Genomic DNA, 24,099 nt, shown 5'->3' with positions numbered 1-24,099 from the left:
GGGTCAGGGGACGAGGGGGGCGAGCGGGGTGCGGACCGGTGCCGGGCCGGCCGGTGCCGGTTCCGGTTCCGGGCTGTGTACGCCGAGGTCCGCGAGGAGGCGGCGGCGCAGGGCGGTGAAGGCGGGGTCGCCGGGGTCGCGGGGCCGGTCGACGGCGACGGGTTCGTCGGTGATCAGCCGGCCGTCGCGCAGCACCGCCACCCGGTCGGCGAGCCGGATGGCCTCGTCGACGTCGTGGGTGACGAGCAGCACGGCCGGGCGGTGGATCCGGCACAGCTCGCCGACGAGGTCCTGCATCCGCAGCCGGGTCAGCGCGTCCAGCGCGGCGAACGGTTCGTCGAGCAGCAGGAGTTCGGGCTCGCGGACGAGGGCGCGGGCGAGCGCGGCGCGCTGGGCCTCGCCGCCGGAGAGAGTGGCGGGCCAGGCGTCCGCGTGGCGCTCGAGACCGACCTCGGCGAGCGCCCGCAGCCCGGTGGCCCGGGTGTGCGCGCCGCGCGGGAGGCCGATGGTGACGTTGGCGAGGACCTTCTTGGAGGGGATGAGCCGGGGCTCCTGGAAGACGAGGGTGCGGACCGCGGGGACCAGGGCCTCTCCCCCGTCGGCGCCGTCGAGGGCGCCGAGGATCCGCAGCAGGGTGGTCTTCCCGCTGCCGCTCGCCCCGAGGAGTGCGACGAACTCGCCGCGCCGGATACTCAGGGCGAGTCCGTCGAGGACGGCCCGGTCGCCGAAGACCCGGCGCAGGCCCCGTACGCGTACGGCGTCGGTCATCGGGCACCTCCGCCGCCCGGACCGGCCGTGCGCCAGGGCATGAGGACCCGCTCCAGACCGCGCACGAGCACGTCGGCGGTGAGGCCGAGCAGCCCGTAGACGAGGATGCAGACGGCGAGGACGTCGGTGCGGGCGTAGCTCTGCGCCTGGGCCATCAGATAGCCGATCCCTTCGGTGGCGTTGATCTCCTCGGCGGCGATGAGCGCGATGACGCTGAGGGTCATCGAGAGCCGCAGCCCGGCGAGGAGCGAGGGCAGCGCGCCGGGCAGGACGACCTGCCGCACGATCGCGAGCCGGCCGAGCCCGAAGGCGCGCATCGCCTCGACGAGCCGGCGGTCGGTGTCCCGGACGCCGCCGGCCGTGGAGACGTACATGGGGAAGGTGGTGGCGACCGCGATGAGCAGGATCTTCGCGGTCTCGTTGATCCCGAACCAGACCATGAAGAGCGGGACGAGGGAGAGGAAGGGGATGGTCCGCAGGGTCTGGAGGGAGGAGTCGAGCAGTTCGTCGCCGAGCCGGGTGAAGCCCGTGACGACCCCCAGGGTCAGTCCGGTCACGAGCCCGATCACCAGGCCGATCCCGGACCGGGTGAGCGAGGTGGCGAGCGCGTCGGGCAGCTGCCCGTTGCCCCACAGCTCCCCGACGGCGTCCAGGACCTGGGCGGGCGAGGCGAGTACGTCGGGGGTCAGCGCTCCGGTCGTGGAGGCCGCCCACCACAGGACGAGCAGTCCGACCGGGCCGAGGGCGCGCACGACGAGGGTGTACGTACGGGAACGGGCGCGGCGCGCGGGAGGGCGCGGCAGGACGAGCGGGGACGGCTCCGGGGCACGGGCATCGGAGGCGGGTGCGGGCGTACCTGCTTCGGGGGCCGGGGTCACGAGAGCTTCTCGACGTCGAGGAGGTGGGCCGCGATGTCGACCCTGCCGGGGGTCACCTTCCGCTCGGCGTAGAACCGGGCGACCTCCTCGAAGCGCTTCACGTCCTCGGGGCCGATGGGGTCGACGGTGCCGCCCTTGGCGGTGAAGCCGAGCTGGACCTCACGGGCCCGGCCGGTGACGGCGGTCGGCCCCGCGTCGGTGAAGACGTTGAGGTAGGCGGCCGGGTCCCGACGCTCCTTGGCGCTCTCCTCGTGGAGGTAGCCGTACAGCGCCCGGACGATCTCCGGGTGGGCGTCGGCGAAGCCCTTGCGGACCGCGTTGAGGCTGTAGTTGTCAGAACCGATCGCGGCGCCGTCGGCGACGAAACGGGCCTTGCCGCCGCCGATCTCGGCGACCGCGTAGGTGGACCAGACGGCCCAGGCGTCGACCTGCCCCGCGTTGAGGACGGCGGCGGTCTGGTCGGGCCGGAGATAGACGCGCTCGACCTTCTCGGCCGGGACGCCCGCCGTGGCGAGGGCCTTGAGCAGCAGGTACTCGCCGGTACCGCCCTTGTTGACGGCGACCTTCCGGCCGACGAGGTCGGCGACCGAGTCGATGCCGGAGCCCTCACGGACGAGGATGCCCTCGCCGACGGGGTCCGGGTCGGTGGCGGTGAAGAACACGAAGCCGGGGCTCTGGGCGAGCGAGGTGATACCGGAGGTGATGGAGCCGGTGGCGATGTCGAGCTGGTCCGCGTTCATGGCCTGCGCGGCCGGTGCGAAGGGCCCGGCGCTGCCGGTCCAGGCGACCTTGGCGTTCACCTTGGCGAGCGCCTTGTCGAGGCTGCCGTCCTTCTTCCCCCGGGCCAGCACTCCGGAGTTGCCGGGGTCGGGGATGCGGACGGTGACGGTGCCCTTCCCGGCGGCGTCCGCGGTGGAGCCGCCGCAGGCGGCGAGCGCGGGGAGGGCGGCGAGGGCCGCGAGAGCGGCGAGGACGCGGAGCGGGCGCATGGCGGAGGTCCTTCGGTACACGGGCGGGCGGGCGGTGGTCGGGGCGTTCACGGGAGCCTGCGCGGAGCCGGGGTTCACGGGCGCCCCGCCCTCGGTGCGGGCACGGGCTCGGGTGCCGGTGCGCCGGCCAGGAGCCGGGCGCGGCGCAGCGGCTCGGGGTCGGCCCATTCCCGTACGTCCACGGCCCCGGCCAGGAAGCCGTGGGCGCGCAGGGCCGCCGACTGCCGGGCGAGCAGGTCGAGCCGGGTCGTGGAGAGGTCGGGGTGCAGGGTGCGGTGGGTGCCACCGCGGTAGGCCCCGGCGACGCCCTCGGGTCCGGCCCCGGTCTCGGCACCGAGGATGCGGGCCACCTCATCGGGCTCGTCCGCCGCCCAGTCGGCCGCGCGGAGCAGGACGGCGAGGAAGCGGTCGACCAGCTCCGGGCTGCGGTCGAGGAGGTCCTGGTGGACGGTGAGGGGACGCGGGGTGCCGTTGTTGACGCGGTGCGCCGGGTCGGGGAGCTCGTCGAGCTCGACGGCCACCTCGGCCCCGGCCCGGCGGGCGGCCTCGACGGCCAGTGCGCCCTTCACGTACACCGCGTCCACCTCGCCCCGGCGCAGGGCGGCCAGCTCGGCGGCCCACTGGCCGCGGTGGCCCTCGGCGTCCACGTCGACGAGGACGGCGTCCGGCAGGCCGTGCCCGGCGGAGGCGAGTGCCCCCTCGAACCCGCGCAGGGCCATCGCCCGCCAGAAGTCGATGGCGATGGGGTGCCGTGGCAGGGCGAGCCGGCGGCCGCGCAGGTCGGCGGCCGAGCGCACCGGCGAGCCGGGGGCGACCAGGACGGCCTGGCGTTCCTCGATCCAGGTGAGCCCGATCAGCCGGGTGCGTTCGCCGCGCGAACGGGCCCACAGGGCGGGGACGTTACCGCCCTCGCGGAAGAGACCGGGCAGGGCGTGGGTGTAGTGGGCGGCGCGGTCGGCGCCGGGTTCGGCGTCCTGGAGCGAGCGTACGGCGATGCCGTCGGGCGCGAAGGCCTCGGCGAGCCAGCCGCGGTCGGCGGCGATGCCGGTGGCGGTGGGCACGGGGCAGCGGGTGAACCAGAGCGTGTCGGGCACGCGGGCAGTCGTCATGGGGACTTCCGGGAGAGGAGGAGGCGTGGCGGAGGAGGCGGACGCCGGACGGGGACGCCGGACGGGGTCTCGGCCGACGGGGCCGTGAGGAGAGCGACGCGGACCGGGCGGGCACCGTGGGAGGCGAGCGTGCGGAACCGGCCCGTGCGGAGCGGTCGCGATCCGCTCCGGGAGGCCCGGACCACCGCCGGGGCGGCGGTGGGGTCAGCGACAGGCGGCGGCGGTGGCGCGGGCCAGGTCGATGTGACGGCGGCGGGTGAGGGCCGCGGGAGCGGGCGCTACGGCGCGTCGGCGTGCGGTCATGGCGGCCTGCTCCCTTCCGTGCTCGTTCCGCTGCTGGTCCGGGTCGGCGCCGCGGTGCGTCGCGGCGGCGTTGGCCGGAACCTTGCCATGGACGTTCCGCCGCGTTCAACTCGCCTCCCACGATGTGGGATTGCACATGAACGGCATGTTTCCGACCTGGTCTCGATGCTGCTTCGGCTCCCGCCATGTGGGAGCGTGGGAGCGCGTTCAGAGCATTCGGCGAGGGGGAGCGAACCACATATGACCACCGAGGCCGGCCCGGTCCGCGCACCGGCCGGGGCCCAGGCGGTGCGCCGGGCCCTGGACGTCCTGCACTGCTTCCACGACAACGGGCCCGACCTCAGCGCCTCGGACCTGGCGCGCCGGCTCGGCCTGTCGACGTCGACCGCGCACCGGCTGGCCAGGACACTGCTGGGGGCCGGTTTCCTGGAGCAGGACGCGCGCACGGCCCGCTACCGGCTCGGCCCGGCCGTCACCGAGCTGGGCCGGCTCTCCTACCACCAGCGCGGGCTGCACCTGGCCGCGCCGGAGCTGGGCGACCTGGCCGCGCGCACCGGCGCCACGGCCGACCTGGCGCTGCGCAGCGGCGCGTACGCGGTGATCGTGGCGGGCGGTTCGGTCACGCCGAAGGTGGGGCTGCGCCGGCCGCTCCACTCGACGGCGCTCGGCAAAGTGCTGCTCGCCTGGCCGCGGGTGGGCGAGGGCGTGCCGCGGGCGCTGCCTCCGCTGTACGCGTTCACCGAGCGGACCATCGTCGAACCCGTGGCCCTCGCGGGCGAGTTGACACGCGTCCGGGAGCAGGGCTACGCCCTCAACGACGGCGAGTCGGCGCTCGGGGTGCGGACGGTCGCGGTACCGGTCCTGGAGCGGGCCGGTCACGCGCGCTTCGCGCTCGCGGTGCGGGCGACGCCTTCGCTGATCACCGACGAGCGGCTCGACTGGTTCCTGGCGCAGGCGCGGGCCTGTGCCCGCGCCCTGGAGGTGCTGCTGCTCGCACCGGGCGAGCGGCGCGCGCCGGAGGCGTAGCCCCCGCACGAGGGCACGCACAGAGTGTCCGCACGATCGTGCGTTCAGTACGATGGGGGCATGAGCGGCAGCACCAGCACCGACGGGCGCGTCGAGCGCGGCAACCAGACCCGGCGGCTCGTGCTGGGCCGCACGATGGACATCGCCTCGGTCGAGGGCCTGGAGGGCCTGTCGCTCGGGCGGCTCGCGACCGAGCTGAAGCTGAGCAAGAGCGGCGTCTTCGCCCTGTTCGGCTCCAAGGAGGAGCTCCAGCTGGCGACGGTACGGGCGGCCGCCGCCGTCTTCGCCCGCCGGGTCGTGACCCCGCTGGCCGAGCTCCCGCCCGGCCCCGGCAGGGTCTGGGCGCTGTGCCGCAACTGGCTCGCCTACTCCGCGGAGCGGGTCTTCGCCGGTGGCTGCTTCTTCTACGCGGTCTCCGCCGAGTTCGACGCCCGTACGGGCCCGGTGCACGACGCGATCGCGCGGGCCCGGCAGGACTGGATCACCTATGTGGAGGGGACGGTCGAGGAGGCCCAGCAGGCCGGCGGTCTCGTCGAGGACGTCGACGCCCCGCAGCTCGCCTTCGAGATCATCGCCCTGATGGAGTCGGCCAACGCCCAGTCCGTCCTGCTCTCCGACCCCTCCGCGTACGAGCGGGCCGCACGCGGCATCGTCCGCCGCCTGCGGGCCGAGGCGACGGACGGGGCACGGGACGAGATCGACGCCGCCGGGGTCTGACCCCCGGCGGGAGGTCAGCGGGAGCCGGCCTCCGCCGTCACGGCGGGCGGGACCGCACGATCGCGCGCACCGGACACGCCGGGCGCCTGGGTCGCACCGGGCCCGACGGGTGCGCCGGACTCACCGGGCTCACCGGTGTCTCCGGCGACGAACTCCACCACCTGTGCGACGACCTGAGGGTCGATCAGGACGCGGCGGTGGCCGAGGCCCTGGGTGACCACGAGCCGGGCGCGGTCGCCGTGCGCGTCCCGGAGGGCGTGGGCGTGGGCGAGCGGCACCATGTCGTCCGTCTCGTCATGGATCAGCAGGAGCGGGGCGCCGAGGTCCTCGGGCCGCCACGAGGCGTCGAAGTGGCCCCAGACGCCGGGCTCTTCGGGGGCCAGCCGCCGCTCGACGTGCCGGCGCATCGTGGCGAGCGCGCGCTCGCCGAAGCCGGTCATGGCCTGGAAGGACGCGGTGAGCAGGCCGAAGGACCCGACCCCCGCGATGCCGACGAACCGCTTCGTCCGGACGCCGTCGCGGAGCGCGAAGAGCGAGGCGAGGGCGCCGAAGGAGTGTGCCACGACGGCGTCGAAGTCGCCGTGCCGGGAGTGCAGTTCGCGGATGATCGCGCGGTAGTCGAGGATGTTGCTCGCCCGGCCGGCGGCTTCCCCGCTGCCGGGGGCGTCGAAGGCGATCGGGCTGTAGCCGCGGGCGAGCAGCGCCTCGGCGAAGGCGGCGAGCCGCGAGGCGCGCGAGGTCCAGCCGTGCACGAGCAGGACCGGGCGCTCGCCGTCGCCCCAGACGTACGTGACGGCCTCCTTGCGCCCGACCCGGATCCGGTCGACCCGGGCGGAGCCCATCAGTGGCTCCTCGGCCGGCTTGACGCGGGGCCGCCCGAGGGGGCGGACGAAGAGGTGGAAGACGGCCCGTCCGGTCGGTCCCGGGGCGACGTACGCGGTGGCGTTCAGTGTGGTGCGGGCCAGCAGGGCCATGGCATGCATGCCGGTTCTCCTCGATCGGTTCTCGCGCGCCCTCGACAGCAAAAATGCTAGCACGATCGTTCGTTTAGTTTCTGGGTGCGAAAGAGGGGGAGGCGGGGCCGCCGCACCGGGCGCGGCTCCCGCCTCCCCTCACGCCCCTACTCGGGCTCCTTCTTCGCCCGGCTCGGCTGGACCCGTTTCGGCTCGCCCGGCATCTTCGGGTACTCCGGCGGATACGGCAGGTCGCCCAGGCCGTGGTCCGCCTCGTCCCGGCGGGCGAGCTCCAGGAGCGGTTCCAGGCTGAAGCGCTCGGCGTCCATGTCCGCGTGCACGTCGCCGAGTTCGGCGTACCGCTCGGGCATGGTGCGGATGTCGAAGTCGCGCGGCACCGCGTCGTCGATCTCCTCCCAGCGCAGGGGCGCGGAGACGGGGGCGTGCGGGCGGGGGCGGACGGAGTACGCGGAGGCGATGGTGCGGTCGCGGGCGGTCTGGTTGTAGTCCACGAAGATGCGCTCGCCGCGCTCCTCCTTCCACCACTTGATCGTGACCTGGTCCGGCATCCGCCGCTCCAGCTGCCGGCCGCAGGCGATTGCGGCCCGCCTGACCTGTGTGAACGTCCATTCCGGCCGGATCGGCACGAAGACGTGCAGCCCGCGCCCGCCGGAGGTCTTCGGCCAGCCGCGCAGCCCGTGCTCGTCGAGGACGGCGCGCAGCTCGTGGGCCGCGCGGACGGCGTCCGCGTAGTCGGTGCCGGGCTGGGGGTCGAGGTCGATGCGCAGTTCGTCCGGGTGGTCGGTGTCCTCCCTGCGCACCGGCCAGGGGTGGAAGGTGACGGCCCCCTGGTTGGCCGCCCACAGCACGGCGGCGGGCTCGGTCGGGCACATCTCGTCGGCCGAGCGCCCGCTGGGGAAGGTGATGTGGGCCGTCGGGATCCACTCCGGGAGGTACTTGGGCGCCCGCTTCTGGAAGAAGGACTCCCCCGTCACGCCGTCCGGGTAGCGCTCCAGCGTGGTGGGCCGGTCCCGCAGGGCGCGGGTGATGCCGTCGCCGACCGCGAGGTAGTAGCGGACCATGTCCAGCTTCGTGTAGCCGGGCTCGGGAAAGTACACCTTGTCCGGATGGGACACCCGCACGGTCCGGTCGCCGACCTCGAGCTCCACCGCGTCCGCCTTGCCTGCCATGGCGGCCAGCCTAGGCGGGACACCCGTAAGCCGCATATCGGCACTTAATGACACGGATCGCCCCGGATCGTCTCTAGAATCGCCGCATGGACCTGCCGGTGATGCCGCCCCTGAAGCCGATGCTGGCGAAGGCGGTGAAGAAGATCCCGCCGGGGATGCAGTACGAGGCCAAGTGGGACGGCTTCCGCGCCCTGGTGCACCGGGACGGGCCGGAGCTGTTCCTCGGCAGCCGTACGGGCAAGCCGCTGACCCGCTACTTCCCGGAGCTCGTCGAGGCCCTGCTCGCCCGGCTCCCCGAGCGTTGCGTGGTGGACGGGGAGATCGTCGTCGAGCACGGCGGGCGGCTCGACTTCGACCGGCTCAGCGAACGGATCCACCCGGCGGCCTCGCGGGTGCGGATGCTCGCGGAGACCACCCCGGCCCGCTTCATCGCCTTCGACCTGCTCGCCCTGGGCGACGACTCCTTCCTCGACACCCCGCTCGCCGAGCGCCGGGCCGCCCTCGAACGCGCCCTGGCCGGCGTCGACGCCCCGGTCCATCTCGCGCCCGCCACCCGGGACCCGGAGCTCGCGGCGCGCTGGTTCGAGCAGTACGAGGGCGCCGGTCTGGACGGTGTGATCGCCAAACCCCTCGATCTGCTGTACCGGCCGGACGCCCGGCTGATGTACAAGATCAAGCACGAGCGCACGGCCGACGTGGTCGTGGCCGGGTACCGCCTCCACAAGAGCGGCCCGGTGGTCGGCTCGCTGCTGCTGGGCCTCCACGACGCCGGGGGCGCCCTCCAGCACGTGGGCGTCTGCGCGGCGTTCACCGCGAAGCGGCGCGCGGAGCTGGTCGAGGAGCTGGAGCCGCTGCGGATGGACCCGCCCGACGGGCATCCGTGGGCGGCATGGACGGACGAGTCGGCGCACGAGGGGGCCCGGCTGCCGGGTGCGCCGAGCCGCTGGTCCGGCAAGAAGGACCTGTCCTGGGTGGCGCTGCGCCCGGAGCGGGTCTGCGAGGTGGGGTACGACCACATGGAGGGCGACCGGTTCCGGCACACCGCGCAGTTCAAGCGCTGGCGCCCGGACCGTACCCCGGAGTCCTGCGGGTACGGGCAGCTGGAGGAGCCGGTCTCGTACGATCTGAACGCGATCCTGGGGTGAGATGCCCCACACTCCGGGGGTGCCGCAACTCCCTTCCGCCAGATCGGCGTTCGGCGCGCTGACGGACGCTCCGGCGCGCGGACCCGCGCGCACCTGCGGGAACGCGGGCCGGGCCGGCCGTCCGCTCCGTACGGCACGCCGCATCCGGCGCGGGCGCGTTGCCGTGCGGTGACGGGCCCGTCGTCGAACCGCCACCGCGATCCGGTACGTATGGAGGGGAGAACCTCTCCCGCCCGACAGACCCACAAGGACTGCCCGTGATCGCGTCGCCCTCGCCGCTCGTACCCGTCCCGATCCCCGACAGCGTCGCCGCGCTGATCGGGTCCTGCCTGCCGCTGGACGTGCTCCAGGCCGAGGTCGACGCCGACTGCGCCGCGCGCGAGGTGTACCGCTTCCGGGGCCCGCTCTGCGCGGAGGACCGCGCCGACCGCGAGCACGCGCTGGCCGCGCTCGCCCGGGCCAACAAGGTGCTGGCCAAGCACCACCCGCAGCTGCCGGTGCGGCCCGGACACTGACGGCCGGGTCACTGACCGCAGGGACACTGACGGCTGGGACACTGACCGCAGGGACACTGACGGCTGGGACACTGACCGCTGAGGCACCCAAGGCCGCTCCGGCACCGACCACGGGGACGCCGATCGCCGCCGGGCTCTGACCCCGGGGGCGCCCGCGCCGGACACCGCCCCGCGCCGCTCGGCCGTTCGGGGTGCGGCCCCGGTGCCGCACCGGTTCGGGTGTACTCCCCATGCGGGACACCGCAGCCGGTGTGAGGCTGCGAGAGTGACCACCACCAGCGAAGCCGCTCCCGCGCCCCGGACCAGCGAGCCGCCCGTGCTCGACCGCCGTCGCCGCAACATCGTCTTCGGCACGATCATGCTCGGCGTGCTCCTGGCCGCCCTGGACCAGACGATCGTGGGCACCGCCCTGCCGACGATCGTCTCGGATCTCGGCGGTGCCGCCCACATGTCCTGGGTGGTCACCGCGTACCTGCTGGCCGAGACGGTCGCGACCGTGCTGGTCGGCAAGTTCGGCGATCTCTTCGGCCGCAAGGTGATCTTCCAGATCTCCGCGATCATCTTCATCACGGGCTCGTTCCTGTGCGGTCTCGCCACCAACATGACCCTGCTGATCGTCTGGCGCGGTCTCCAGGGTATCGGCGCCGGCGGGCTCATGGTCACCTCGATGGCGCTGATCGCCGACGTCATCCCGCTGCGCGAGCGCGGCAAGTACCAGGGCGCCATCGGCGCGGTGTTCGGCGTGTCGACCGTCATCGGGCCGCTCCTCGGCGGCCTGTTCACCGACCACCTCACCTGGCGCTGGGCGTTCTACGTCAACGTGCCGATCGCGATCCTGGTCGTCATCGCCGCCGCCCGCACCATCCCCTCCGTCCGCTCCGTGAGCCGTCCGGTCATCGACTACGCGGGCATCGCGCTCGTCGCCGCCGGGTCCAGCGCCCTGATCCTGGCCACCAGTTGGGGCGGCAACGAGTACGCGTGGAGCTCGGGCGTCATCATCGGGCTGTTCGCCGGCGGTCTGCTCGCCCTCGGCCTGTTCTGCTGGGTGGAGACCCGCGCGGCCGAACCGATGCTGCCCATGCGGCTCTTCCGCAATCCGGTCTTCACCGTCTGCTCGGTGCTCAGCTTCGTCGTCGGCTTCGCGATGCTCGGCGCGATGACCTTCCTGCCGACCTATCTGCAGTACGTCGACGGGGACTCGGCGACGATCTCCGGCATCCGCACCCTGCCCATGGTCGTCGGTCTGCTCATCGCGTCCGTCTTCAGCGGCAACGTCGTCAGCAAGACCGGCCACTACCGGACCTTCCCCATCGTGGGCTGCCTCGTGATGGGCCTGGGCCTGTACCTGCTCTCCCTCATGGAGCCCGGCACCAGCACCTGGCTGGCGTCCCTGTACATGTTCGTCCTCGGCGTCGGCATCGGCCTGTGCATGCAGGTGCTCACCATCGCCGTGCAGAACACCGTCGACTACGCGGACCTGGGCACCGCCACCTCGGGCGTCACCTTCTTCCGTACCCTGGGCAGCTCCTTCGGCACGGCCGTCTTCGGCACCATCTACGCCAACTCCCTCAAGCCCAACCTCACCGAGGGCACCGCCGAGGCCGCGGCGATCGCCTCGGGTCTCGGGCTGGACCCGGCGTCCGTCGCCAAGGCCGCGCAGAGCCCGGCGGGCGTGCACGGACTGCCGGACGCGGTGGCGGAGCCGATCGTGCAGGCCTACGCGGACACCCTGCACACGGTCTTCCTGTGGACGGTGCCGGTGGCGGCCGTCGGCTTCGTCGTGGCGCTCTTCCTCAAGCAGGTGACGCTGCGCGACACGGCCCGCGCCTCGGCCCCCGACATGGGCGAGGGCTTCGCCTCCCCCACCGGCGGCGGCGACTCGGCCACGTACCTGGAGCTGTCCGTCGGGCGGATCATCCGCAAGACCGACCTGGACACCGCGCGGCGGATCATCGACGGCTCCGACACCCGGCTCGACATGGCCGGCGCGTGGGCGGTCATGCAGGTGGAGCTCTACACCCGGGTGGTCGGGCACGCGAGCCTCGGTCTGGTCTCGGCCGGCCGCCGCGTGCCGCCGGAGGTGCTGCTCCCGGTCTTCGACCGCATGGTCGACGAGGGCTTCCTCACCCGGGACGGCAACCTGCTCTCCCACACCTCCGCCGGGAAGCGGGAGGCGGAGGTCATCACCCGGGCGTGGGGCGACTGGCTGAGCGACCGGGTGGAGCAGGAGCGCGGCCGCCCCAGCGGCCCGGAGCTGCGGGCCGCGACGGACGCCATCGCGAAGAAGCTGATCGCGGAGGACCTGGCGCAGGGACTGCCGCAGCGGGAGCCGGCGGCGGTGGGCGCCCCGGCGCGATGAGGTGCGGTGAGCCGAGGCGGGTGAGCCTAGCTGGGGCGGGATGAGCCCAGGCGACGCGGCGTGAGCCGGCGGGCGCTCCGGTCCGACCGCTCCGATCAGTCCAGGAACTCCCCGTCCACGTACACCCACGCCCCCTCGTGCCGCTCGAACCGGCTCCGCTCGTGGAGTTCGCCCGCCGCGCCGCCCTGGCGGTAGTGGGCCCGGAAGGTGACGGTGCCGTGCTGGTGGAAGGCGGTGCCGTCGCCGGTCTCCTCGATGTCGAGGCCGGTCCAGCGCAGCGCCGGGTCGAAGTCGACGTCCGCGGGCCGGGTGCGCGGCGCCCAGGTGCGCAGCAGGTACGCCTCGTCGCGGGCGACGAAGGCGCTGTAGCGGGAGCGCATGAGCAGTGCGGCGGTGGGCGCGCCGGCCGGTCCGGCGTGGAAGCGCCCGCAGCACGCGCCGTACGCGGCGTCGAGGCCGCAGGGGCAGGGCGCGTCCGGCGTGAGGGCGGGGGCGGCGGGACGGGCGGGCTTGGTGCGGGCGTTGCGTCGGGACATGCGGTCATTGTCTCGTGCGGATGCGGGGTCGGGATCGCGCCATGTGCGGGGCGGGACGGGGCGCGGTGCTTCCGGTGTCCGGCGGGCGCCCCTATGCTCCTGCGCCGGACCGGACTGTTACCGGCGGTAAAGGGGTGGGGCATGGAGCGTACGGGCACCTCACGGCGCGGATTCGTGGCGGGAGCGGCCGCCGTCACCGGAGCGGTCGCGGCCGGAGGCGTCGCCTTCGACGCCCGGCCGGCGGTCGCGGCCGGGACGGCGGAGGCACCCTCCGTCGCCGTCCTCGGCGGCGGGGTCGCGGGGCTGACCGCGGCCCACGAACTCGCCGAACGCGGCTACCGCGTCACCGTCTACGAGCGCCGGGCGCTGGGCGGCAAGGCGCGCTCCATGGACGTGCCGGAGAGCGCCCGCGGCGGGCGGCGAGCGCTACCGGCCGAGCACGGCTTCCGCTTCATCCCGGGCATCTACCACAACCTGCCCGACACGATGCGGCGCATCCCGTTCCCCGGCAACGCCAACGGCGTGTGGGACAACCTCGTGGCCCCGGCCGAGATGTCCTTCGCCCGGACCGGCCGCGAGGACCTGCGCATCCCGCTGCCCTGGCCCGGCCACCGGCCGGCCGAGCTCACCCTCGACGAGATCCACCGGGCGCTGACCGCCCTCCTGGACACCGCCCGCTCGATCCCGCTGCACGAGGCCGCGTACTTCGTCGACCGCTTCCTCGTCTTCCTCACCAGCTGCGACGAGCGCCGCGACGACACCTGGGAGCGCACGCCCTGGTGGGAGTTCCTGCGGGCCGGCCGGATGAGCTACGACTACCAGCGCGTCCTCGCCGTCGGGCTGACCCGCAACATCGTGGCCACCAAGGCCGAGGAGGCCAGCACCCGCACGGTCGCCACGCTCCTGGAGGCCTTCGCCTTCAACGCCCTGGGGCGCGGCGCCGACGGCCCCCTCGACCGGATCCTCGACCTGCCCACCAACGAGGCGTGGATCGACCCGTGGGTCACCCACCTGACCGGTCTGGGCGTGGAGTTCCGGGTCGGCTGGACCGTGCGGGAGCTCGACTACGACGCCACGGCCGGGCGGATCGCGGCGGCGGTGACCGAGGACCCGCAGGGCGTCCGCCGGCGGGTGACCGCGGACCACTACGTCAGCGCGATGCCGGTCGAGCACGCCCGGCGCACCTGGAGCGCCGCCCTGCGCGCGGCCGACCCGCAGCTGGCCCGCTGCGACGCGCTGGAGACGGACTGGATGACCGGCATCCAGTTCTATCTGACCGAGAGCGCCCCGCTGCTCGCCGGCCACGCCAACTGCATCGACTCGCCCTGGTCGCTGACCGCCATCCAGCAGGCCCGGCACTGGCCGTCGCGGTCCTTCGCCGCCGACTACGGCGACGGGACGGTCGTCGACTGCCTGTCGGTGGACATCTCCGAGTGGGACCGGCCCGGCATCCTCTACGGGAAGACCGCGAAGCAGTGCACCCGCACGGAGGTCGCCCGGGAGGTGTGGGCCCAGCTGAAGGCCTCGTTCAACGACACGGGGCGCACGGTGCTGAAGGACAGCACCCTGCACTCCTGGTTCCTGGACCCGGGCGTGGACGGTCTCGGCACCCCGAACCCGACCAACGAGGACCAGCTGCTGGTGCACCCGGTCGGCACCTTCCACAACCGGCCGAAGGCGGCCACCCGGGTCCCGAACCTGTACCTGGCGGGCGACTACGTGGCCGTGGACATCGACCTGGCCACCATGGAGGGCGCCAACGCCTCCGCGCGCCAGGCCGTCAACGCGCTGCTCGACCGCACGGGCTCGACCGCCGCCCGCTGCACGGTCCAGCCGCTGTTCCGCCCGCCGGAGCTGGAGGGCCTCAAGCGGCACGACCGGCTGCGCTACCGGCTGGGGCTGCGCAACGCGCTCGACCTGGGGTGAGGCGCCCGGCGCTCCCGGGGCGACCGGCCGGGGCGTCCAAGGGCTGGTCACGGAAACGGACGGGCGGCGGCGAATCCCGTGGCCGCCGCATCCGGCCGAGTAGCGTACGCGCATGAAACTGACGATTCTCGGAGGCGGCGGATTCCGGGTGCCGCTCGTGTACGGCGCCCTCCTCGGCGACCACGCCGAGGGCCGGGTCACCCACGTGACCCTGTACGACCTGGACCCGGGGCGCCTGGCGGCGATCGCCCGGGTCCTCGCCGAGCAGGGCGAGGGGGTGCCGGACGCGCCGGTGGTGACCGCGACGACGGAGCTCGACGAGGCCCTGCGCGGAGCGGACTTCGTCTTCTCCGCGATCCGCGTGGGCGGGCTCGCCGGCCGGGCCGCCGACGAGCGGATCGCGCTGGCCGAGGGCGTGCTCGGCCAGGAGACGGTGGGCGCCGGCGGCATCGCGTACGGCCTGCGGACGCTGCCGGTGGTGACGCACATCGCGCGCCGGGTCGCCGAACTCGCCCCGGACGCCTGGGTCATCAACTTCACCAACCCGGCGGGCATGGTCACCGAGGCGATGTCGCGGATCCTCGGCGACCGGGTGATCGGCATCTGCGACTCCCCCGTGGGCCTCGGCCGCCGGGTGGCGCGGGTGCTCGGCGCGCGCCCGGGCGAGGCGTGGATCGACTACGTGGGGCTCAACCACCTGGGCTGGCTGCGGGGGTTGCGGGTCGGCGGGGAGGACCTGCTGCCGCGCCTCTTCGAGGACGACCAGCTGCTCGGCTCGTTCGAGGAGGGCAAGCTCTTCGGCACCGAGTGGCTGCGCTCGCTGGGCGCGGTGCCCAACGAGTACCTGCACTACTACTACTTCAACCGGGAGGCGGTGCGCGCCTACCGGGAGGCCGAGCGGACCCGGGGCGCCTATCTGCTGGACCAGCAGTCCGGTTTCTACGACGAGGCGGGCCGGCCGGACGCGCCCGCCCTGACCGCCTGGCACCGCACCCTCGCCGAGCGCGAGGCGACGTACATGGCGCACAACCGGGAGGCGGCCGGGGTCGGCGAGCGGGACGAGGAGGACCTGGAGTCGGGCGGCTACGAGAAGGTGGCGCTCGCGCTGATGCGGGCCATCGCCCGTAACGAGCGGGCCACGCTGATCCTCAACGTGCGCAACCGGCACACCCTGTCCGTCCTGGACGCCGACGCGGTGATCGAGGTGCCCTGCTTCGTCGACGCGGCCGGCGCCCACCCGGTGTCGGTGGAACCGCTGCCCTACCACGCGGTGGGTCTGGTGACGGCGGTGAAGGCGGTCGAGCGGGAGGTGCTCGCGGCGGCGGAGAGCGGTTCGCGGGCGACGGCGGTGAAGGCGTTCGCGCTGCATCCGCTGGTCGACTCGGTGACGGTGGCCCGGCGGCTGGTCGAGGGCTACACGGCCGAGCACGCGGGCCTTGCGTATTTGCGTCACTGAGCTGGACGGCCGACGAACATCTTTACGAGGTCAGGGGTGCGGCCTAGGCTCGCGCCCCATGACTTCACAGCGACGCAGAGGTGTTCGAAGAGGGGTGGCCCGGTTCGCCGCGGGCTGTCTGCTGGCCGCGGGCCTGGTGGGCACCGGGTCCGTGGCCGGCGGCGGCAGCCCGGCCGCAGCGGAGACCGCGACCGCGGCGGGCGGGGCGACGGTCGTGCCGGTCCAGTCGACCGGGCCCGCCGACCGGCGCTTCAACCTGGTGGTCATGGGCGACGGGTACACCGCCGCCGAGCTGCCGAAGTTCCGGGCGGACGTCGAACGGCACCTGAGCACGCTGTGGAGCTTCGAGCCGTTCGCCTCGTACCGCTCCTACATCAACGTGTGGGCGGTGGAGGTGCCGTCGCGGGAATCGGGCGTGGACTGCGACCCGGGGCTCGACGCGCCCGCCCGTGACACGGCGCTCGACATGGGCTTCTGGGGCGGCTGCAATCCCGGCAGCGTGCAGCGGCTGCTCACCGTCGACAGCGCGAAGGCGGCGGCGTTCGCCGACCTCGTCCCGGGGACGAGCCGCGCCAACCGGCAGATCGTGGCGCTGGCGAACAGCTCCACCTACGGCGGCGCGGGCGGGAGCTACGCCACCGCGTCCGGCGGGAACGCGCTGTCCGCGCTCATCACCCCGCACGAGATCGGGCATTCGCTGGGCGGGCTCCAGGACGAGTACGACTACTACGGGCGCGGGGTGCCCGGCGGCGCGTACACCGACGGCGAGCCGTCCTCCGCGCACCACACCCTCCTGACGGAGCGGCAGATGCGGGACCAGCGGGCCAAGTGGTGGCGCTGGCTCGGCGAGGAGAGCGAGTCGGGCGGGGTCATCGGCCGCCACGAGGGCGGTCTGTACAGCACCGCGGGCGTGTGGCGGCCCAGCCGGCACTCGATGATGAAGACCCTCGGCTACGCCTTCGACCAGGTCGAACGCGAGGTGATGGTGCGGGCGATCTCCGCGAAGGTGGACCTGGTCCAGGAGCACGCGCCGAACGCGGCACCGGTCGGCGCCGACCGCGTCCTGTGGGTGGACACGCTGCACCCGGTGGGCGGCGAACTGGCCGTCGACTGGCGGCTCGACGGGCGCCCGCTGCGCACCGGCGGCGCCCGCTCCCTGGACCTACGCGGCCTGGACCTGGCCCCGGGGCGTACGTACGCGCTGACGGCGACGGTCACCGACCCGACCCCGTTCGTCCGGGACCCGGCGGTACGCGCCTCGGCGGCGCTGACCCGTACCGTCACCTGGACCGTGGACCCGGCGCTGAGCACCCCGAAGGACACCGTGCGGCCGGCCTTCACCGGGCACACGGCGACCGGCGTCCCGGTGGGCGCGCGGTCCGTCGTGCACGCGGACACCACCCACCCGGCGCGCCGGATCCCGGCCGTGCGCTGGACCGTCGACGGGCGGACGGTGCCGAACCCGGGCAACGACCGCGATCTGGACCTGGGCGCGCTGCGCCTCTCCCCCGGCACCCACACCGTGGCCGCCCGGATCCCTGGCACGGACGAGAGGCTGAGCTGGACGGTGGACGCGGTGGCCGCCTCCGCCGGGTACGAGCTGTCGCCGCCGCTGCGTACGGTGAAGCGGCCGGGGCGGCCCGTCGAGTACGTCTACGACGCCGAGTTCACGATGCGGCTGAACGCGCGGGACGACCGGGACGGGGCCGTGGTGAGCCAGTTCCGGGTGGACGGCGACGGCTGGTACACGTACTACGGCTGGCCGACGGACGCCTCGGCGCCGTTCCGCTTCTCGCCCTCGGGCACGGTGATCGACGACCTGGTCTACGGCAAGCTGGGCCGCAGCCGGGCGGTGCCGTGGGACGACGCGACGCCGGACTACGGCACGCACACGGTGGAGTACCGCACGGTCGACGCGGCGGGGAACGTCGGCCCGGCGCGGAGCTTCCTGGTGACGCTGGTGCGGAAGTAGGACCCCTGACAGGCCGAAGGCCCGCCGGATTCCGGCGGGCCTTCGTGCGTCGTGCGTGTGCGTCGTGCGCCGTGCGTGTGCGTCGTGCGTGTGCGTCGTGCGTGTGCCGGGCGCTCCGTACGGGCCGGTCAGCGCTTGCGGCCGACGGCGGCCCAGCCGGGGATGGGGTCGTCGCCCTGGACCTGGACCGGCTCGCCCAGCTCCGGGTGCCACTCGGCGGTGAGCGAGACGCCCGGCTCGACCAGGTCGAGGCCGTCGAAGAAGGCGGCCAGCTCGTTCCGGGAGCGCGGCCGCAGGGTCAGCCCGCGCGCCTTGTACATGGCGGCGGCCTTCGCCGCGCCCTCGGGGTCGAAGTCCCCGGTGACGTGCGAGAGGACGAGGTAGCTGCCCGGGGCCAGCTTCTCGACCAGCTTGCCGACCAGGTCGTAGGCGCCGTCCTCGTCGCCCACGAAGTGCAGCAGCGCGAGCATGGACAGGGCGATGGGCTGATCGAAGTCAAGGACCTTTCCGGCCCTTTCGAGGATCAGTTCGGGGTCGCGGGCGTCCGCCTGGATGTACTCGGTGGCCCCGGCGGGGGTCGAGCGCAGCAGCGCGGCCGCGTGCGCGAGCACGATCGGGTCGTTGTCGCAGTAGACGATCCGGGAGTCCGGCGCGACCCCCTGCGCGATCTGGTGCAGGTTGGGCTCGGTCGGGATCCCGGTGCCGACGTCCAGGTACTGGCGTACGCCCTCGGCGCTGAGCCAGCGGATGGCGCGGTGCATGAAGGCCCGGTTGACGCGGGCCATGTCCCGGCCCCGGGCGTCGACGGTGAGGAGCTGGCGGGCCATCTCCTCGTCGACGGGATAGTTGTCCTTGCCGCCCAGGAACCAGTCGTACATCCGCGCGGGATGCGGCTTGCTGGTGTCGATGATCGCTGCGCCGTGCGGGGCTGCGGGGTCCTGGGTCATCGGCTCTCTCCTCGGCGGGTCCAACGGTGGTGCTCACTGCAAGAGTTACGCGATATGCGGGGTGGGGCGGAAGGGGTCAGGTGAGCAGAAAGTCAGCCTGACCTGATTTGGCCCCCTGGATGAAGGCGGCGATCTCCCCGTGGGTGTAGATGAGCGCGGGTCCTTCAGGGTCTGCGGACTGTCGCACGGCGACCCTGCCGTCGGCCAGCTTCATGGCCTCGACGCAGTTGCCCCCGTTCCCGCCGCTCCACGGCTTGTGCCATCCCTCGGCACCGAGCTCAGCGGCGGGCATGCCGTTGTATATGCGATCCATTCACAGCTCCTTGCGGAGGTTCCGCAGAACCTCCTTCGTGCGTTGTGCAGTCGCGGCCTGAGCCGCCATGCGGTCCATGACCTCGAGGTGGGAGGCCACCTCGGGACGCGCGTCGAGATAGACCGCGCCGGTCAGGTACTCGCTGTAGACCATGTCCGGGAGTTCGGGCATGGCGAAGCGGAAGAGGACGAACGGCCCGTAGGTACCGGGGTGGTGGCCGGAGCCGAACTCCGCGATCTGCAGGGTGACGTTCGGCAGCTCGGACGCTTCGAGCAGCCGGTCGAGCTGGTCGCGCATCACCTGTGGCCCGTCACCGACCGGTCGGCGGAAGACCGTCTCGTCCATGATCACCCAGAACTTGGGCGCGTCCTCCCTGGTGAGCAGGGACTGGCGCTCCATGCGGAGGGCTACATGGCGGTCGATCTCCTCGGCGTTGCTGCCGCCGACCGCCCCGCTGCGCAGGATGGCGCGGGCGTAGTCCTCGGTCTGCAGCAGACCGGGGACGAACTGGGGCTCGTACGCGCGGATGAGGCTCGCGGCCCCTTCCAGGCTGACGTACATCGAGAACCAGCCGGGCAGCACGTCGTGGAACCGCTGCCACCAGCCGGGGAGGTTGGCCTCCTCCGCGAGGGCGATGAAGCCCTCGGCCTCGGAGTCCGTGATGCCGTACGCCTTCAGCAGGAGCTGGACGTACGGGATCTTCAGCGCGACTTCGGCGGTCTCCATGCGGCGGATCGTGGCCGGAGCCACCCGAAGGATCTTCGCGGCCTCTTCCCGCTTGAGGCCGGCCCGCTCCCGCAGATCCTGCAGACGCCTGCCGAGTACGACCTGTCCCACCGTGGGGGCGGACCGCGGCTCGCTCACTCTCAAGACCTCCCCGACGCGCTGTTTCGTCGAGTGTGCCACGAACACCGCCAGAGAGAACACAGCACTCTGCATTTTTCAGAGTGCCTCTTGCCAAGTGTCGGAGTCAGGAGCACAGTATTCCGGTGAACCAGTACGCACTGCCGCCGTGCGCCGCCGCGGAGGAGTGTGTACGGCACCCTGCCCACAGTTGTGAGGACCCGGTCGTGGCTTCTGGTAACGCGCACTCCTCAGGTCTCATGAGCCCTCGCGTCATGGACCAGCGCCCACGGCCCCACTCCGACGTCCGCAGGTTCGCCTTCGAACTGCCCGCACGCACCGCGTCCGTCGCCCGCGCCCGGCGCCTCGCCGAGGAGCGGCTCGTCCTGTGGGGCTGCGACCCGGAGATCCGCGACACCGTCGCCCTCGTCGTCTCCGAGCTCTTCACCAACGCCATCGTGCACACCGCGAGCGACCGCGTCGTCTGCGAACTGCGCGAGGGCGAGGAGCGCCTGCGGATAGCCGTGCGCGACGAGGGAGGCCCCGCCGGGCCCTGCATACGCGAGTGCGGCGAGGACGAACGGGGCCGCGGCCTCATCCTCGTCGACGCCCTCTGCGCGGCCTGGGGCGCCGACCGCACCGGGCACGGCACCGCGCAGGTGGTCTGGGCGGAGCTCGCGCACGGCATGGCGGAGCCGTGCTGAGGTCCATGGCGACGCTGCTCGTCCCGCGCGCCCGCCGGAGCCCCGAGAACTCCGCCACCCGCACCGCGGTCGGCGTGACCCGCCTCCCGGTCCCCGTTGACCTCCCCGCCACCCTGGGCTGCGACGCCGTCGGCGTGCCCGCCCGCTACGGTTTCCGCATCCTGTCCCGGCTGCCCGCCAAGGGCTGTGTGTACGCGGACGGCGACTGGTGGTGGTGGCTGGTCCCGGCCGGCTCCGACCTCGACCTGACCTGGCCCCTCCCGGCCTGCTACGCCCCCGGCGCCGTGGTCCCCGACCGCCGCCCGCGCCTGATCCACCACCCGGACGGCGGCTCCCCGTACACCCCGCCCATCCCGCTCTACCTGCTGATCTGCCAGCTGACCGGCATCGCCCCCGCCTGGAGCGTCCCGCCGCAGGTGCGCAGCGCCCTGTGATGCCCGCGCCCCGGGGGCGGCGGACCGTAGGGTCGGGGCATGTTCTCCCCCGAGGGCCCCACCCTCCGTGAGCTGACCGCGCAGGCACTCTCGTCGGTCGAGCACGGCTACGACCTGCTCGCCACGAAGTTCGACCTGACCCCGTTCCGCACCTCGGACCGGCTCCTCGGCGCGGTCGCCGACGCCCTGGAACCGCTCGGCCCCTTCGACACGGGCCTCGACGTCTGCTGCGGCACCGGCGCGGGGCTCTCCGTACTGCGGTCGGTGTGCGCCGGGCCGGTCACCGGCGTCGACTTCAGCGCCGGCATGCTCGCCGAGGCCCGCGCGGCCCACCCGGACGCGACCCTGGTCCGCGCCGACGCGCTCGCCCTCCCCTTCGCCCCGGTCTTCGACCTGGCGGTCAGCTTCGGCGCCTTCGGCCACTTCCTCCCGTCCGAACAGGAGACCCTCTTCCGCCAGATCCACACGGCCCTGCGCCCCGGCGGCACCCTCGCCTTCCCCCTCCCGGCCCCGCCCCGCGTCGGCTCCGCCCCCTACTGGACGCTGTGGGGCTTCGACGCGGCGATGCGCGTCCGCAACGCGCTGTGGCACCCCCCGTTCGTCATGTACTACCGCACCTTCCGCCTCCAGGACGTCCACCACCGCCTGACCACGGCCGGCTTCCACGTGGAACTCCTCCCCCTGCACTCCCTGGGCACACGCGAGGACGGCAGCCCTCGGTGCCGGCTGGTGGTGGCGCGGAAGGCGTGACGGGTCGGCTCAGCGGGAAGCGCAGGAGGCCGGGCGTTTCTCCCGCGGAGCGATCCTCAACCGGTCGAGCGGCGCCTTCAGGGCCGAACCGGACCGCGGGTCCCACAGCACGACCGTCCCAACGGCGTCTCCCAGCTTGAGATAGGCCGTGGTCACGGAGAGCGCACCGCCGTCGACGGGGACGCCGTCCAGCCTGCCGACGGGCAGAACACAGACCCACTCCGGTTCGATGCCGTAGTAGGCGGCCGGCGTACGTCCCTTCGCCGCATCCGCCACCGCGTCGGCCCCTGCCTGGCCGGCCGGTACCAGCCCGAGTCCGAGCACACCCTGCGTCAGCAAGGCCACGCTCACGGTCAGCAGGACCGCGTTGCCGAACCAGCGGTCCTTCACGTACAGGTGAAAGTGCTTCATGTAGCCGAGGAGGCTCGGTGCGAACAACCAGAGACTCACGCACGCGGTCAGTTTGAGCATCGCGATCAGTTGGTACGCCCGGGGAATCTCGACATCCTCGAGGTTGAGGCCGAAGGCATCCAGATACATCGTGTGGATGCCCAGCCCCAGCCCCGGGAGGAAGCCGAAGCAGAGCGGCACGAGAGCGGGGATCAACCACGGTGCCGTGCGCTGCCAGCTCCACTGACGCACGAGGAGCCTGACGCCGTTGACGAGCACTGCGCCGACGAGGCCCACCAAGAGGACGGACGAGCCGTAGCCGACATTCGGCGCCGCACGGGCGGAGGAAACTCCCATCGTGACCGCGATCAGCGTGAACAGACAGCCGAACACAAAGGATCCGGTACGCGTCGCCCCCGGCGCCATTGCCCTCCAGACTGTCGCGGCACCCCCCGCCACTCCGCAGAGAACGGCGAGGACCGACCACCAGCCGACTCCGCCGGCATGGCCGTCCGCGAGACTCGCCCCGGCCCAGGCGCCGACGACGAAGAGCACGACGAGGCGGACCAGCCGGGAGGAGCCCTCCCTGCGCCCGACGCGTGGCGCGACCGGGCGGGTGCTCCCCCCTGAGGGTCGACGAGCCGCGACTCGGCCGCCATATCGCGGAACACCGGGCAGGGATCGGGTGGCGAGGTGTCGCGCTTCTCCCGGAGTCCGGGCAAGGACCAGCCGACCCGTGTCCCGCGTACCGGCGTGCTCGGCCAGCCACGAGTCCAATCGTTCCCGCCATCTGAGGCTCTGCGGAAGGCTGACGGTCCGGGGGTGGGTGGCGGGGGGCTCATAGGCGAACCAGTGCGGCAGGTCCGCGGGGTCGCGTACGAGGAGCTCGACCGCCTGGACCTGGAGATCGACCTGCAGCTCGTCGGCCAGCAGTTCGATGCGTTCTCTGGCTCCACGCGCCGCATTGCGGCTGCTGCCGGGAAACCGCGTCTCGACGACGTACCAGATGAGCCGGTCCACCACCTCGGACATCTGACCCCGGCGCTCGAAGACCGGCCATCCCTGCTCGTCGAGTGCTCGCTCCAACAGCTCACAGTCCGCGGCTGTGCCCTTCAGCTCGACCAACGCCACAGCCCGCTGGTCGAACCTCCGCCCGCCACTCATGGCAGCCTCCCCCAGAATGCGCAAAAGGCCCCAGCTTAGCTGGAGCCTTTTGTCTGGTGTCCGAGGGGGGACTTGAACCCCCACGCCCGATAAAGGGCACTAGCACCTCAAGCTAGCGCGTCTGCCATTCCGCCACCCGGACTAGGTGGTTGTCGCTCCGGGGCGTTCCCCGCGGCGACATGGATAACTCTACCAGGGGTTCGAGGTGCCTTTCACCAGTGTTTTCCGTGGTCAGTGGGGTGAACCCGCCTTGTTGTCCTTGATCCAGTCCTGGTTGTCCTGCCAGGCGTACAGGGTGTGTCCGTCCATGTACGCGTAGGTGAGGCCGCAGCGGGCGGTGGCCTTGGCGGGGGCGTCCTTCGGGAACCAGTCGGGGGTGAGGGCGGGGGCGGGGCGGGGGGTGTCGGCCGGGAGGGGGGTGCAGATGGTGGGGAGGGTGGTCGTCGGGAGGGTGGCCTTCAGGGCGCGGTCGCCGCCGGTGGTCTTCATGGCGTACTCGACGGAGGTCGCGTCGTCGGGGAGCCAGCGGGGGACCGAGGCCCGGTCGGTCTTGGCGGCGGCGCCGGTCGCGTACGAGGCGTATTCGTCGTGGCGGCCGTCGAACCAGTCGGCGACGGCCGGGGCGGCCACGGCGCCGGTGAAGGCGACGGCGGCGAGGGTGCCGCCGAGGGCGAGGGCGAGGGTGGTGCGCTTCATGTGTTCCATCGTCGGG

General features: G+C 73.2%; 23 protein-coding genes and 1 tRNA gene. 11 read left to right on the top strand and 13 right to left on the bottom strand.

Features of this window, described 5'->3' with window-relative positions:
- Positions 1–3: 3 nt before the first annotated feature.
- The 4 genes from AB0Q96_RS10885 to AB0Q96_RS10870 all read right to left on the bottom strand — a co-directional run bounded on the left by AB0Q96_RS10885 (position 4) and on the right by AB0Q96_RS10870 (position 3,744).
- Complete coding sequence (locus AB0Q96_RS10885; RefSeq protein WP_365323856.1) at positions 4–768, bottom strand: ABC transporter ATP-binding protein; 765 nt, start codon at positions 766–768, stop codon at positions 4–6.
- Complete coding sequence (locus AB0Q96_RS10880) at positions 765–1,646, bottom strand: ABC transporter permease (RefSeq protein WP_365323855.1); 882 nt, start codon at positions 1,644–1,646, stop codon at positions 765–767. Before AB0Q96_RS10880 ends, AB0Q96_RS10885 begins: the two co-directional genes overlap by 4 nt.
- Entirely contained in the window at positions 1,643–2,635 is a 993-nt protein-coding gene (locus AB0Q96_RS10875) for an NrtA/SsuA/CpmA family ABC transporter substrate-binding protein (protein ID WP_365323854.1), read from the bottom strand. Before AB0Q96_RS10875 ends, AB0Q96_RS10880 begins: the two co-directional genes overlap by 4 nt.
- A 74-nt stretch (positions 2,636–2,709) precedes the next feature.
- Positions 2,710–3,744: an ABC transporter substrate-binding protein gene (locus AB0Q96_RS10870; RefSeq protein WP_365323852.1), complete on the bottom strand. Its 1,035-nt coding sequence runs from the start codon at positions 3,742–3,744 to the stop codon at positions 2,710–2,712.
- 543 nt (positions 3,745–4,287) lie between these two features.
- Between AB0Q96_RS10870 and AB0Q96_RS10865 the strand changes: the two genes are divergently transcribed.
- A complete protein-coding gene (locus tag AB0Q96_RS10865; protein WP_365323850.1) occupies positions 4,288–5,073 on the top strand; it encodes an IclR family transcriptional regulator in 786 nt (261 codons plus the stop codon).
- 60 nt (positions 5,074–5,133) lie between these two features.
- On the top strand, positions 5,134–5,790 hold the full coding sequence (locus AB0Q96_RS10860) for a TetR/AcrR family transcriptional regulator (RefSeq protein WP_365323848.1): 657 nt from the start codon (positions 5,134–5,136) through the stop codon (positions 5,788–5,790).
- 14 nt (positions 5,791–5,804) lie between these two features.
- On the opposite strand, the gene AB0Q96_RS10855 is transcribed toward AB0Q96_RS10860, so the two are convergent.
- Entirely contained in the window at positions 5,805–6,773 is a 969-nt protein-coding gene (locus AB0Q96_RS10855; protein ID WP_365323846.1) for an alpha/beta hydrolase, read from the bottom strand.
- Positions 6,774–6,910: 137 nt separating this feature from the next.
- A complete protein-coding gene (ligD, locus tag AB0Q96_RS10850; protein ID WP_365323844.1) occupies positions 6,911–7,933 on the bottom strand; it encodes a non-homologous end-joining DNA ligase in 1,023 nt (340 codons plus the stop codon).
- An 86-nt stretch (positions 7,934–8,019) separates the two neighbouring features.
- Between ligD and AB0Q96_RS10845 the strand changes: the two genes are divergently transcribed.
- The 3 genes from AB0Q96_RS10845 to AB0Q96_RS10835 all read left to right on the top strand — a co-directional run bounded on the left by AB0Q96_RS10845 (position 8,020) and on the right by AB0Q96_RS10835 (position 11,952).
- Positions 8,020–9,078, top strand: coding sequence for an ATP-dependent DNA ligase (locus tag AB0Q96_RS10845; RefSeq protein WP_365323842.1), 1,059 nt, complete (start codon positions 8,020–8,022; stop codon positions 9,076–9,078).
- Between the two features lie 260 nt (positions 9,079–9,338).
- Positions 9,339–9,593, top strand: a complete 255-nt coding sequence (locus AB0Q96_RS10840; protein ID WP_365324066.1) for a hypothetical protein — start codon at positions 9,339–9,341, stop codon at positions 9,591–9,593.
- 265 nt (positions 9,594–9,858) lie between these two features.
- Positions 9,859–11,952, top strand: coding sequence for an MDR family MFS transporter (locus AB0Q96_RS10835; protein ID WP_365323840.1), 2,094 nt, complete (start codon positions 9,859–9,861; stop codon positions 11,950–11,952).
- A gap of 95 nt (positions 11,953–12,047) precedes the next feature.
- On the opposite strand, the gene AB0Q96_RS10830 is transcribed toward AB0Q96_RS10835, so the two are convergent.
- The gene (locus tag AB0Q96_RS10830) at positions 12,048–12,488 is read right to left on the bottom strand and encodes a YchJ family metal-binding protein (protein ID WP_365323838.1); all 441 of its coding nucleotides are present in this window, start codon (positions 12,486–12,488) and stop codon (positions 12,048–12,050) included.
- A gap of 141 nt (positions 12,489–12,629) precedes the next feature.
- On the opposite strand from AB0Q96_RS10830, the gene AB0Q96_RS10825 reads away from it, so the two are divergent.
- The 3 genes from AB0Q96_RS10825 (at position 12,630) to AB0Q96_RS10815 (ending at position 17,842) form a co-directional block, all read left to right on the top strand.
- Entirely contained in the window at positions 12,630–14,414 is a 1,785-nt protein-coding gene (locus tag AB0Q96_RS10825; protein ID WP_365323836.1) for an FAD-dependent oxidoreductase, read from the top strand.
- 112 nt (positions 14,415–14,526) lie between these two features.
- On the top strand, positions 14,527–15,870 hold the full coding sequence (locus AB0Q96_RS10820) for a 6-phospho-beta-glucosidase (RefSeq protein WP_365323834.1): 1,344 nt from the start codon (positions 14,527–14,529) through the stop codon (positions 15,868–15,870).
- A 94-nt stretch (positions 15,871–15,964) separates the two neighbouring features.
- Positions 15,965–17,842, top strand: coding sequence for a M64 family metallopeptidase (locus AB0Q96_RS10815; protein ID WP_365323832.1), 1,878 nt, complete (start codon positions 15,965–15,967; stop codon positions 17,840–17,842).
- Positions 17,843–17,970: 128 nt separating this feature from the next.
- On the opposite strand, the gene AB0Q96_RS10810 is transcribed toward AB0Q96_RS10815, so the two are convergent.
- The 3 genes from AB0Q96_RS10810 to AB0Q96_RS10800 form a co-directional block, all read right to left on the bottom strand.
- The gene (locus tag AB0Q96_RS10810; RefSeq protein ID WP_365323830.1) at positions 17,971–18,789 is read right to left on the bottom strand and encodes an SAM-dependent methyltransferase; all 819 of its coding nucleotides are present in this window, start codon (positions 18,787–18,789) and stop codon (positions 17,971–17,973) included.
- A gap of 76 nt (positions 18,790–18,865) precedes the next feature.
- Complete coding sequence (locus AB0Q96_RS10805) at positions 18,866–19,102, bottom strand: DUF397 domain-containing protein (protein WP_015037566.1); 237 nt, start codon at positions 19,100–19,102, stop codon at positions 18,866–18,868.
- Complete coding sequence (locus AB0Q96_RS10800) at positions 19,103–19,966, bottom strand: helix-turn-helix transcriptional regulator (RefSeq protein WP_329425889.1); 864 nt, start codon at positions 19,964–19,966, stop codon at positions 19,103–19,105.
- 254 nt (positions 19,967–20,220) lie between these two features.
- Between AB0Q96_RS10800 and AB0Q96_RS10795 the strand changes: the two genes are divergently transcribed.
- From AB0Q96_RS10795 to AB0Q96_RS10785, 3 genes are read left to right on the top strand one after another with little or no spacing between them, the layout of a single operon-like run.
- Positions 20,221–20,649 (top strand): ATP-binding protein, encoded by a 429-nt coding sequence (locus AB0Q96_RS10795; RefSeq protein ID WP_365323828.1) that lies wholly within the window; start codon positions 20,221–20,223, stop codon positions 20,647–20,649.
- Positions 20,650–20,654: 5 nt separating this feature from the next.
- On the top strand, positions 20,655–21,083 hold the full coding sequence (locus AB0Q96_RS10790) for a hypothetical protein (RefSeq protein ID WP_365323826.1): 429 nt from the start codon (positions 20,655–20,657) through the stop codon (positions 21,081–21,083).
- Positions 21,084–21,122: 39 nt separating this feature from the next.
- The gene (locus AB0Q96_RS10785) at positions 21,123–21,833 is read left to right on the top strand and encodes a class I SAM-dependent methyltransferase (RefSeq protein ID WP_365323824.1); all 711 of its coding nucleotides are present in this window, start codon (positions 21,123–21,125) and stop codon (positions 21,831–21,833) included.
- A gap of 9 nt (positions 21,834–21,842) precedes the next feature.
- Here the strand turns inward: AB0Q96_RS10785 and AB0Q96_RS10780 are convergent, their stop codons facing one another.
- The 3 genes from AB0Q96_RS10780 to AB0Q96_RS10770 form a co-directional block, all read right to left on the bottom strand.
- Entirely contained in the window at positions 21,843–23,354 is a 1,512-nt protein-coding gene (locus AB0Q96_RS10780; RefSeq protein ID WP_365323822.1) for a hypothetical protein, read from the bottom strand.
- 87 nt (positions 23,355–23,441) lie between these two features.
- Positions 23,442–23,529, bottom strand: a tRNA-Leu gene (locus AB0Q96_RS10775).
- A gap of 89 nt (positions 23,530–23,618) precedes the next feature.
- Positions 23,619–24,083, bottom strand: coding sequence for a hypothetical protein (locus tag AB0Q96_RS10770; RefSeq protein ID WP_365323820.1), 465 nt, complete (start codon positions 24,081–24,083; stop codon positions 23,619–23,621).
- Positions 24,084–24,099 lie beyond the last annotated feature (16 nt).

The sequence above is a fragment of the Streptomyces sp. NPDC093111 genome, from assembly GCF_040683955.1.
GTDB lineage: Bacteria > Actinomycetota > Actinomycetes > Streptomycetales > Streptomycetaceae > Streptomyces.
The sequence above is the reverse complement of the archived record's forward strand: the minus strand, read 5'-3'. Positions and strand labels throughout refer to the sequence as shown.